The organism is Leucobacter soli (assembly GCF_042659205.1).
Classification (GTDB): Bacteria; Actinomycetota; Actinomycetes; order Actinomycetales; family Microbacteriaceae; genus Leucobacter; species Leucobacter soli.
Genome location: NZ_JBHSRW010000073.1, coordinates 1 through 10,723 on the forward strand (window position 1 = coordinate 1; position 10,723 = coordinate 10,723).

A 10,723-nucleotide genomic window follows, 5' to 3' on the forward strand; every position below is an offset into this window, starting at 1 on the left:
GCCAGCGGCGGCACCGGCACCGTCAAAGGTAACGGCGGCGGACGCGCAGCACGCGAGGCAGCGTGCCGCGGCCGAGCGCCTGCGCCGGATGGGCGTCGTCGGCGACACGAGCGACGGCAGTCTGGACCTCGACGCCGTGCTCCGGTCCCGCCGCAACGCGGGCTAGGTCTCCGGATTTCTCGGAGCCTCCCCGCGCTGCTAAGCTGGTCGGGTTCACGGGTCCTTAGCTCAGTTGGTAGAGCGCGTCGTTCGCAATGACGAGGTCAGGGGTTCAATTCCCCTAGGATCCACAATCTGATGAGTTGTGGCATGGGTTGCACCCGAGCCGCGTCGGACATTGCAGCGAGAGCCCGGCCACCGGCCGGGCTCTCGCTGCGTGTCGGGCCAGTCGCGGATCATGCGGCTATCGGCTCAGAGCCCTCGGATCGGCCTCGGATCGCCGAGACCGCTGCACGGAACCCTACGGGACCGTCGAAACAGTACCGGGCCGTCGAAACAGTACGAGATCGTCCCTCGAAGGCGTACAGCGCGGACGATCACGTACTGTCTCGTGCGCGCCGGCTGGTGGCGACGAGGATCCCGCCGAACGCGGCGAGCGTCACCGCGTAGACGACGCCGAGCACGGCGAAGACGAGCAGGGGATGGATCGATGGCGCGGGCGCGTCCCAGAGCGCGTGCAGCAGCATGGGCGCCAGCAGTCCGAGCGCGGCGACGCGCCAGCGCGCCGGCATTCCGGCCCGGCGCCGGGCCAGCACGTAGGCCAGTGCAGCTCCCGAGATCCCGGTCCAGAGCGCGTGCAGGCCGAAGCCGATGCCGAGCCGGATCAGCGCCAGCTGCACGGTCCCGGCGAGATCCGTCGAGCTGAAGAGGAAGGCGAGATTCTCGGACACCTCGAATCCGGCGCCCACGAGGAAGCCGTAGACGAGGCCGTCTCGGGCGGTGATCCGGCGCTGCGCGGCCAGCGCCAGCACCCCGAGCGTGCCGACGAAGCGGAGCAGATCCTCGTCGACGGGAGCCGCGATGGACGCGGCGAAGGCGTGCAGGCCGAGGCCGTTGAGCACGCTGAAGTAGTGCGTGTTCGAGAACGAGGCGATCACCTGCACGACGGCGAGCCCCCAGGCCAGCGCGACGAGGCGCAGGCCGACCGGCCGCGGCCGGTCGCGAGAGAGCAACAGTGCGATCGCCCAGAAGAGCAGCACCTCGATCGCGCCCACCAGCAGCGAGATCCCGAGGACCTCCGCGGGCGGTTCCTGCTGAATCAGGCCGCGAAGCTGCAGCGGCACGCAGGCGAGGATCCCGACCGCCAGGATCCAGAAGGCCGGTTGCCGCGGCTGCCAGGACGCCGGAGCGCGGCGACGGCGCCGTGCCGCCCCGCTCATCGATCCAGCTCCACGCTCGCGAGCACGCGCACGAGCGCCTGCTGCGCGCGGTCGCGATCCGCCTCGTCGCCGGCGCTGAACGTGCCGAGCAGCGTCACGCAGTCCGCGGGCTCGGTGTCGGTGCACGCGATGATGCTGATCGCCGGGTTGTCACCGGCGGCGAGGTCGTATTGGAGGGCGGAGATCGAGAGCCCGTCGTGCGACAGCAGGCCGCCGGTGGGCAGTGCCACCGCGCCGAGCGGCACGCCGTCGCGCAGCAGCGCGTCGGGGTCGGCGACGTCCGTGCGGAGCGCCACGCGGATCGAATCCCGCCCGTCGTCGGTGGTGAAGAACCCGCTCTCGCGGCTCCCCACCCAGATCCATCCGGCCGGCGCGATGAAGCCGGCGTAGACGTCGCCCGCGGGCCCCGGCTCCGAGAGGATCACCCGCTCGTAGACGCCGACGCGGTCGCGCGGCAGGTCGGGCAGGATCGCCTCGAGCGCGAGCGGCGCTGCGACGATCGCGGCGAGCAGGCCGAGCATGAGCGCGGCGGGGCCCCAGATGGAACGCGCGCTCCCCGCAATGGGGAACGCATGATCCGGGGCCGTTCTACTCACGTTTCGTCCAGGTTCCCAATCCGTGCTCATCGAAGGAGTCGAGTGTGAGGGTCTGCCCGTCGTCGCTGAAGCGGGCGGAGGAGAGGGAACCCCATGGCGCGCTCTCACTGCTCGGCGAATACGAGAAGATCGTACCGTCCCAGGGGATCAACGCGAGCTCCGTGGTGAGTCCGGCCCCCAGCCGGATCAGCAGGTCACCATCGGTCTCGGAGACGCGGAGCTCCCCGAAGTACGCGCTGTCGTAGACCCCGATGAGCGACTGGGGATTCGGGGCCGGCTCGGGATCGGCCGGCGACGTCTCGTCGACGAGGTCGCCGATCGGCGTCGTGTAGCCGGCGAAGAAGCCGCGGGCGTCGGAGACCCAGTCGCGCGTCGGCTGCCCGTACTGCACCAGGTCGAGGAACTGGGCGGCGACGGCCTCCGGCACGCCGACCGGGGCACCGTTCGTGAGAACCACGATGCCGAGGTCGAGCGTCGGGACGATCTGGAAGCTGGTCGCCGCGCCGAGCACGAAGGCGCCGGAATGCGAGATCGCCATCCGTCCGCCGACCTGCGGGGAGGCGTTGAAGCCGAAGCCGTAGTGGGACGGCCGCCCGTCGATCCCGGGCCCCGTGCCCGAGACCGTCTGCGCGCTCATCGCGGCGGCCAGCGCGTCGGGGTCGGCGATCTGCTCGCCGTCGAGCACGCCCTCGGCGAGCAGCATCCGCACCCAGCGCGCGAGGTCGTTGACGGTCGAGGAGACGCCGCCGGCGGGGGCCTCGGCGTCGGGATCCCGGTCGTACTTCGCGACGAACTCGCCGTCCTCGAGCGCGTGCAGACGGGCGCGATCCTCGTGGGTGAGAAAGTCGTCGTGCCGGGCGGAGGACGAGGCCATCCCGAGCGGACCGAACACGAGTTCGTCCATCAACGCATCCCAGCTCTCGTGCCGCGACGCGGCGACCGCCTCGGCTCCGACGGTCAGGCCGAAGTTGGAGTAGTGGTAACTCGAGCGGAAGTCGTCGAGCGGTTGCAGGCGGAGGCGGTCGAGGATCGTCGCACGATCGAAGCCCAGATCCTCGAGGTCGTCGCCCGCGCCGGTGGAGAGTCCGGTGCGATGGCTGAAGGCATCGCCGACGGTGGCGCGCTCGGTGACGAGCGGGTCGGAGAACGCGAACTCCGGGAGCAGCTCCGAGATCGGCGTGTCCCAGCTCAGCGACCCGTCGCTCGCGCCGTTCGCCGCGGCCACACCGGTCGCCGCGAGGGGCTTCGAGACCGATGCCACCTGGAAGACGGTGTCCGCCGTGATCGGCGCGTCGGTGCCGGCTTGGCGCACGCCGTAGCCCTCGGCGAAGACGATCCGGTCCCCGTGCACCACGGCGACCGCCAGGCCCGGAACACCCGATTCCCGGAGCGCGGCCTCGGCGAGCCCGGGAAGCGCCTCCACCGCCTGCTCGATTTGCACGTCGACCTCGCCCGGCAGCGAGACGACATCCTGATTCGGCGTGTCGCCGACCGTCGTCGTGATCCCGGCGGAGCCCGCGGGCGCGCACCCGGCCAGAAGCAGCGCGAGGATCCCGAGTCCCGCGGCCGCGGCGAGGCGGTGCGAATGCCGGTAGTGCGAATGCCTGAGTCGCGAATGCCGGTGGTACTCCTGCGCCGGGACGGAGGCCGGCCGGCCGGATCCCGGCGCCTCGTGTGCATTGCGTATCGGGGGAGTGTGCGCACTCAGCGGCTCGTTCACGGGCCGACCCTCTCGTCTCGGTGCTCCGGTCATCGACTCGAGGCCGGTGCCGCAAGTATTGTCTTTATGCAAGAGTAGTGGAATTGCTACTCGAGCATAAAGTGCACGCACTTCCAAGTTGCAGTGCACGCACCTTCTAAGGAAGCAGAATGATGATGCAAGGCCCGGATCAGCCGGAAGCGGCACCCGCCGAGTCCCGTCATGCGCGCCGCAAGGCGCGGACGCGCGCCCGGATCACCGAAGCGGCGAATCGCCTCTTCGCCGAGAAGGGCTACCTCGAAACCTCGATGGATGACATCTCGGAGGAGGCGGACGTCGCGATCCGTACCATCTACACGCATTTCCCCTCGAAGGCCTCGATCCTGCTCGACTACTTCGATCGATGGCTCGATGCGCTGGTCGACGGGATCCTGGAGCGGCCCGTGGACGAGCCGATCGCCGAGTCCGTCGCCGCTTCGCTCGATGCGATGCAGGCCGCGGGCTGGGTCGATCGCTCCTACGACAACATCGAGGAGTCCCCGCCGTCGGCGCTCGGGCTGATCACCGGTCCGCCCGAGGTGGCCGGATCGATGATGCAGGCCTGGGTTCAGGCGCAGGATCGGATCGTCGCCGACAGTTTGGCGCGGGGAGGGTACCCCGAGGGGTCGCTCGTGCCGGTCGCGCGCGGTGCCGCGCTCTTCGCAGCCTGTATGGGGCCCATCATGGCCGCCCAGCTCTCGCTCAGCGGGCCGCGGCTCCCCGATGGGGCGACGACGAACGGTCTGATCGTGGAGTTCATGAGGCGTCTGACGCACGGCGGAATCTGATTTTCAACGACCACTTGTGTTGTTAATGCACTGCATGCAATACTACTTTTAATGCAAGAGTTTGGATCGCATCGCCAGGTGCGATTCACGGGTGAGAACAGGGAGAATCGATGAACCCGGAGAACCGGATCCGCCGAGGCGGCCGCTGGATCGGCGCCGTCGCACTCGTCGGCATGCTCGTGCTCGGCGTAGCCGGGTGCAGCGTCGAGAGCGCGGCTCAGGCGAAGAAGGCGGTGGGCGAAGAAGTCGACGCGCCGGTCGCCGAGCAGGTGGAAGACGTCGAGGCCGAAGACACTGCGACCGAACCCGAAGGCACCGCGACCGAGCCCGACTTCGCCGACACCGTCGATCCGATCGATGAGGAGAGCACGCCCGACACCGACCCGCCGGCCGCCCCGAAGGGCGCCGAGGCGGCGGAATACGAGGCCTCGATCTGGCCGCGCATCCACCTGCAGATCGTCAGCGTCGAGAACGACCTCGAGCTGAAGGGCGAGACGTTCAAGAACCCGGCCGGTGGCAGCGCGATCCGGCGCGAGCAGTGCTACAGCGACGACAACAGGCCGATGGGCTACCCGCAGGTCGCCAAGACGGTCAAGAAGGGGGAGGTGACCCACTCCTGCCTCGATGGCGAGGGGATACCTGAGCTCGAACTCACCTACAGTATCCCCGGGGTCAAGGATCTGCTGTGGATCTGGGTCAAGATCCCCGATATCGGCGACAACAAGCTCAAGTGCTCGGTCATCGATCCGGGCACGTGGGAGACGAACATCAACTCGAAGTACACCTGCGGTGCGGCTTGGTTGCAGGACGACGGCCACGGTCGTAACCCGATGCCCAAGGTGAAGCTCCAGCTGAAGAAGACCGAGGTCGTGGAGGACGGCGGCAATGCGCAGGAGATCATGGAGAAGTACTGCACCAAGAACCAGCCGAACTGCGACTTCACCGGGGCCAAGCGCAAGCTCGTGCCCTCAGAGAAGTCGGACTGGAAGGTGCTCGACGTCTACAACAACTGCGGCCCCGACAAGAAGGAGGTCGGCCACCAGACCTGGGCGAAGGAGCGCAAGTTCGGCTGGGAGAACTCGGTCGGCCTGAGCTTCGAGGGCGAGGTCGAGATCCCCGAGACCAAGTTCAACATCGGCGGTGAGTTCGAGCTCGAGGGGGCCTGGGAATTCACCAATAGCTACGAGAACGAGATCGACAACCCCGTGCCATGGGGGTACGCCAACATCTTCTACCTGCAGGTCAACTACCTCGAGGTGACCGGCGACGTCGACGTCGTGACGAAGGACAAGAACTACCGGCTGAAGAACATCACCTACAAGCTCCCCCTCTCCCAGGCGTGGAAGGACGAGCGCGGGCGGACCATCCCGATGGCCTCTCACTACGCGGCCGGCTTCAAGATCGACTGCCCGACGAAGGCAGTGATGGGCAGTACCGGTACCAAGATGCTCGACGGCAGCCCGGCCCCGACCGCGGATGAATTGTGATGGGCGGGCGCACGGTGAACGACGCAGGATCTCGAACCTCTCGAACGGAAAGCACAGACGTGAACACGTCACGTGAACCGCGCAGGCAGTCGCGCAGCGCACTCTGGCTGACCGCCATCGCCATCGGCTCCGCGCTCGCGCTCGGTGTCAGCGGCTGCACGCCCGACACGGCGAACCTGGCGAAGAAGGCCGTCGGCGATGAACAGAGCGGGTTCGTCGGAATGGCCGGAGACGTCGAGCCCGTGGCCATCACCGACACGGCCCCGGTATCGGAGAACGAGGTGCCGACCCTCGCCGACAAGTACGAGCCGATGGCCGCACTCGACATGCCCAAGGGGAAGACGGATCTCACCCAGGGCCTCAACGCCGGGCAGAAGCAGGCGCTGCAGTCGACGCAGGGGGTCACCGAGACCGTGGATCGGCTGCGCATCCACCTCACCATCGCGAGCCCGCAGGTCACCATCAGCCGCTTCGGCGAGACCTACGGCGGCAAGCAGCGCAACTGCCTGGATCTGCCGTGGAGCACCATCAACATTCCCGCGGGCACCACCGGCGAATCGTGCACCGAGATCACAGCGGGCACCTGGATGTCGGTGGAGCAGACCTATCGTCTGCCCGGCACCACCGATCTGCTGTGGATCTACGTGAAGAATCCGCTCATCGGCAACCCGGAGCTGCAGTGCAACATGTTCGACCCGCGCACCTGGAAGCCGGTCGATATCAAGAAGACGAAGTACACCTGCGACGTTCGCTGGATGCAGCACGGGTACTGGACGAACCCGATGCCGCGCGTGCGGGTGACGGCGAAGAACGTGGTCGAGGTGAAGGATGCGAAGCGGGCGCAGCAACTGCTGACCGAGAACTGCAGCAAGAAGCAGCCCGAGTGCGACTACACCTCGACGCGGCAGCGGGTCGTGAGCCCGCCGGAGTCGGAGTGGACGCTGCTCGATACGTATACGAACTGCGGCCCCGACCGTCACGAGAGCGCCGAGCACAAGTGGGCGCAGGCCAAGACCTTCCAGGGTGCGTACACGATCGGCGGCGCGATCTCGGGCGGCTACGGCAACCCTGCGCACGACAAGGTCTCCGCCAAGATCAAGGCCTCGTTCAAGCACATCTGGAAGATCGAGAACTCGTACAAGGCCGTCGTGAAGCAGCCGGTGCCCTACGGCAAGACGAACCTCTTCTACGCGCAGCTCTCGTACCTCGAGCTCACCGGCGATTTCGTGATCACCACGAAGGACAACGTCTACATCATCACGGACACGGTCTACAAGCTGCCGCTGAGCGACGAGTACAAGGACGAGGACGGCAACCGCTTCAAGTTCCTCGAGAAGCACTCGATGGGTGCTGACGCCGACTGCGCGAGCATCGCGAAGTGGGTGGAAGAGGATCACGGTCACAAGAAGACCGTGAAGAGCAGCAAGGTGCAGAAGCTGCTGAACAGCGGCGTGATCCCCTCGGCGAGCGATCTGCTGGCAGCCGGCGCGACGCTCGAGACCGTGGAGTAGGCCGACGATGGTGGATCGCATGACGCCCGGCGGAGAATGCTCCGGGCTTCGGATCGGTGCGCGCCGAGCCGCGTCGGCATCGGCCGCGCTCGCCCTCGCAGCCGCCCTGGCGCTGTCGTTCGCCGGGTGCAGTGCGGAGACCGTGATGCAGGCGCAGAAGGCCGTCGGCGAGAGCGAGGCGGCGCCCGCCCTCGCCGGTCAGATCGAGCCGTTCGGCGGGATCGTGTTCGACGAGTCCGCCGACGGCGGATCGGGCATGCCGAAGGCCGGCGCCGGCAATGAGACCTCTCGTGTACCGCGCATCCACCTGACCATCGCGAGCCCCGATGTCGAGCTGACGCGATTCGGCGAGACGAAGAAGGGCTACCCTGTCGAGTGCGTGAAGAGCGGGGGCGCCTCGCTCGGGCTGCCGATCAGCTCGGCCTCGGTCGCGGCCGGCGGCACGGCCGAGTCGTGCGTGCAGTCGAAGGGCAACGAGGTGATCTCGCAGGAGCTCACCTATCGCCTGCCCGGCACGAATCAGCTGTTCTGGGTCTACGCGAAGGCGACGCCGCTGCTCGGCGCGCAGGACGAACTGCAGTGCGCCATCATCGATCCCGGCACATGGAAGGCCGTGAAGAAGAGCGACTACCGCTGCGATCTGCGCTGGATGCAGGACGACCACCTGAATCCGATGCCCCGCGTCCGCGTGACCAAGAAACCGACGACCGTCATCACGGACGGGGCCGAGGCGCAGCGGCTGCTCGAGAAGTACTGCTCGAAGGGCGAGCCGGAGTGCAGCTACCGGGCGACCCGGCAGGAGATCGTCGAGACGCCCGGATCTCAATGGAACGTGCTCGACGTCTACAACAACTGCGGGCCCGACCGGCACGAATCGGCGAAGCACCAGTTCATCGAGGAGAAATCGCTGGGCATGCAGGCGACCTTCTCGGTCGAGAAGACGTGGACGTTCAACATCAAGATCGTGAAGCTCGCGGTGAGCACGAAGTACAGCCATGCCTGGTCCGCCGAGAACAAGGTGACGATCTCGGTGGAGAACTCCGTGCCGTGGGGCTACGCGAACATCTTCTATCTGCAGCCCACCTATCTGGAGATCGACGGCGACTTCACCATCAAGACCGACGATGGCAGCTACGTGATCCGCGATGCGAATTTCAGGCTGCCGGTGAACCCGGACTGGAGGGACGAGGACGGCCGCCGGTACTCCTCGGCCGAGAAGCACGCCCGCGGCGTCAAGATCGACTGCCCGGCGAAGCCGACGCAGGGCAGTTCGGGCACGAAGATGCTCGACGGCTCGGCGGCGCCGACGGCCGACACTCTGGCGCCGTGAGAGGCCGACACTCTGGCGCCGTGAGACGCTCGATCTCGCCGCGCGATCCGCATCGAGGATGCGGTGGCCGTGCTCGCGGGCTACTCGGTGCGGACCTCGGTCAGGGTGAAGGTCTCGGCCTCGGCGTCGTAGCGCCCGGTCAGGACGAACTCGCCCCAGCGCACCCCGGAGGCCGTCTCGAACTCGCCCTCGTGCTCGTCCCAGTTCCAGCCGATGAGCACGGGCCCGCTGCACTGCGGCGGGTACGACTCCATGACGCCGCCGAAGCAGACCTGGGCGCCCTCGCCGTCGCCGCCCGTATTGTCGAACACGGTCACGGGGTAGTCGGTCGTCAGCAGATCGCCGTCCGTCGGCATGGCGGGTGCGTGCGGCTCGGGCTCGCCGGGCGTCTCGCCGGCGCAACCGGCGGTGCTCGCTGCAGCAGCGAGGCCGAGCGCGAGTGCGATGAGGATCCGGGCCCCGCGCTGATATCGCCGGTGCATGATCGTGCCTTCCTCGCGGTGCAGGGCCGGCATTCGGCCCTCACTTCGGAATGTCGCGCGGCCGATGATCGTCTCAACCGCGCGCACCGTCGTCGACAACGCCATCGATATCGACAACGACATCGGCTCACGGCGCGGGCTCGACGACCTTGAGTTCAGACCTCACTCGTACTGCCCCCGCTCCGTAGCGTCGATCGAACTCCCGCTGCAGCGTGCCGTCGTCGTAGAGCGTGCTGACCCCGAGGTACTCGCCGTCTTCGGGAGCGGAACTGAGATATTCGTGCTCGGAGTGAATCTCGCGCTGCATCGCCAGTAACTCGGCCTGCGTACGCTTGCCCGTCGTGATGCAGAGCATGCCGCCCCAGATCTCGCGCAATGCGGCCTCCGCGGCCTCGACATCGTCGACGACCTTGACGTTCAAGATGCTGTGCTTCGGATCATTGCCCGAGTGCTCTTGCGCGTCCGGCGCCGCCGCGGTGTAGCTGTCGATCCAGGACATCGAGAAGCCGTCGATCCCCTCCGCGGCCTCGAACATCTCGTACATGGTGTCTTCGTTCGTCTTCGTCTCGTCGAGCACGCGCCAGCCGCCCTCGGGCTCCGGGCACGCCGTGGCGAACAGCTCCTCGTCGGGCACTTCCTCGGGATACACGTATTCGTCGGCGCTCCCCGCCTTCACCAGGGTGAAGGTGCCGGCGGTCTCGTCGAGGTACCCGGTCACGATGAACTGCCCATGGCGCCGCCCGGGGTGGCCTTCGTACTCCCGGTATTCTCCCGGGTGCTCGGCCCAATCCCAGCCGATGAGCAGCGGCCCCAGGCAGCCCGGCGGCAGCGAGAGCGTCTCGCCGTAGAAGCACACCCTGGTCTCCTCATCCGTGCCCATGACACCCACCGGGGTTCCGCTGGTGAGCAGCGGCCCGGTGGTCTCGACCTCGGACTCGTTCGATGGAGAGCCGCTCGCTTGCGTCGCGGGAGCCGCGGGTATCTCCGGCGCCTCCCGCGCGCAGCCGACGATGCCGAGTGCTGCGCTCGTGCAGAGGGCGAGCGCAACGACGAGTACGGGTGGCCGTCGATCCTTGATGGGGTTCATAGCGCAACCTCTCTCGTCCGCGAGACGGCCGAGACCCCGGCCCGCTTCTCACAGAGTAATGTCACCGGCGCCGAAAGCGTCTCGCCGACGATGCCCGGATCCGTGAGACGATCGCCGGGTTCGAGACAGTACTCATCGAAGGCGGGTGCATCCGCACCGCGCGCGCGGTCCCTGGAGGCAGCACCATGAAACGCACGGCAGGTCTCATCGCGGCGCTGGCCGTGCCGCTGCTCGCACTCTCCGCCTGCGCGACGCCCGATACGGAGCCGCCCGCGACGCCCGACGCGAGCGGCGAGCTGCGCGCGCAGAACGTCTCGATGCGCAC

Annotated in this window: 9 protein-coding genes and 1 tRNA gene; 5 read left to right on the plus strand and 5 right to left on the minus strand. The window is 67.6% G+C overall.

All coding sequences use genetic code 11. The annotated features are described in order from the left end of the window. Positions 1-217 precede the first annotated feature (217 nt). Positions 218-290: transfer RNA gene (locus ACFPZL_RS06500), tRNA-Ala, on the plus strand. 246 nt (positions 291-536) lie between these two features. Here ACFPZL_RS06500 and ACFPZL_RS06505 read toward each other — a convergent pair. The 3 genes from ACFPZL_RS06505 to ACFPZL_RS06515 are packed head-to-tail and all read right to left on the minus strand — an operon-like array spanning position 537 to position 3,695. Beyond that, a complete protein-coding gene (locus ACFPZL_RS06505; RefSeq protein WP_218115968.1) occupies positions 537-1,379 on the minus strand; it encodes a PrsW family glutamic-type intramembrane protease in 843 nt (280 codons plus the stop codon). Continuing rightward, positions 1,376-1,975 (minus strand): hypothetical protein, encoded by a 600-nt coding sequence (locus ACFPZL_RS06510; protein WP_218115967.1) that lies wholly within the window; start codon positions 1,973-1,975, stop codon positions 1,376-1,378. Before ACFPZL_RS06510 ends, ACFPZL_RS06505 begins: the two co-directional genes overlap by 4 nt. Continuing rightward, a complete protein-coding gene (locus ACFPZL_RS06515; RefSeq protein ID WP_218115966.1) occupies positions 1,968-3,695 on the minus strand; it encodes a serine hydrolase domain-containing protein in 1,728 nt (575 codons plus the stop codon). Before ACFPZL_RS06515 ends, ACFPZL_RS06510 begins: the two co-directional genes overlap by 8 nt. A 149-nt stretch (positions 3,696-3,844) precedes the next feature. Here ACFPZL_RS06515 and ACFPZL_RS06520 point away from each other — a divergent pair, with 149 nt between their 5' ends. The 4 genes from ACFPZL_RS06520 to ACFPZL_RS06535 all read left to right on the plus strand — a co-directional run bounded on the left by ACFPZL_RS06520 (position 3,845) and on the right by ACFPZL_RS06535 (position 8,829). Then, a complete protein-coding gene (locus tag ACFPZL_RS06520) occupies positions 3,845-4,501 on the plus strand; it encodes a TetR/AcrR family transcriptional regulator (protein WP_218115965.1) in 657 nt (218 codons plus the stop codon). Between the two features lie 110 nt (positions 4,502-4,611). Further along, positions 4,612-5,988: a hypothetical protein gene (locus ACFPZL_RS06525; RefSeq protein WP_218115964.1), complete on the plus strand. Its 1,377-nt coding sequence runs from the start codon at positions 4,612-4,614 to the stop codon at positions 5,986-5,988. A 59-nt stretch (positions 5,989-6,047) separates the two neighbouring features. Beyond that, on the plus strand, positions 6,048-7,499 hold the full coding sequence (locus ACFPZL_RS06530) for a hypothetical protein (RefSeq protein WP_218115963.1): 1,452 nt from the start codon (positions 6,048-6,050) through the stop codon (positions 7,497-7,499). 19 nt (positions 7,500-7,518) lie between these two features. Further along, the gene (locus ACFPZL_RS06535) at positions 7,519-8,829 is read left to right on the plus strand and encodes a hypothetical protein (protein WP_382332522.1); all 1,311 of its coding nucleotides are present in this window, start codon (positions 7,519-7,521) and stop codon (positions 8,827-8,829) included. An 80-nt stretch (positions 8,830-8,909) separates the two neighbouring features. Here the strand turns inward: ACFPZL_RS06535 and ACFPZL_RS06540 are convergent, their stop codons facing one another. Both ACFPZL_RS06540 and ACFPZL_RS06545 read right to left on the minus strand, forming a co-directional pair. After that, positions 8,910-9,311, minus strand: a complete 402-nt coding sequence (locus ACFPZL_RS06540) for a hypothetical protein (protein ID WP_218115961.1) — start codon at positions 9,309-9,311, stop codon at positions 8,910-8,912. 127 nt (positions 9,312-9,438) lie between these two features. Further along, positions 9,439-10,398 (minus strand): hypothetical protein, encoded by a 960-nt coding sequence (locus tag ACFPZL_RS06545; RefSeq protein ID WP_218115960.1) that lies wholly within the window; start codon positions 10,396-10,398, stop codon positions 9,439-9,441. Positions 10,399-10,723 lie beyond the last annotated feature (325 nt).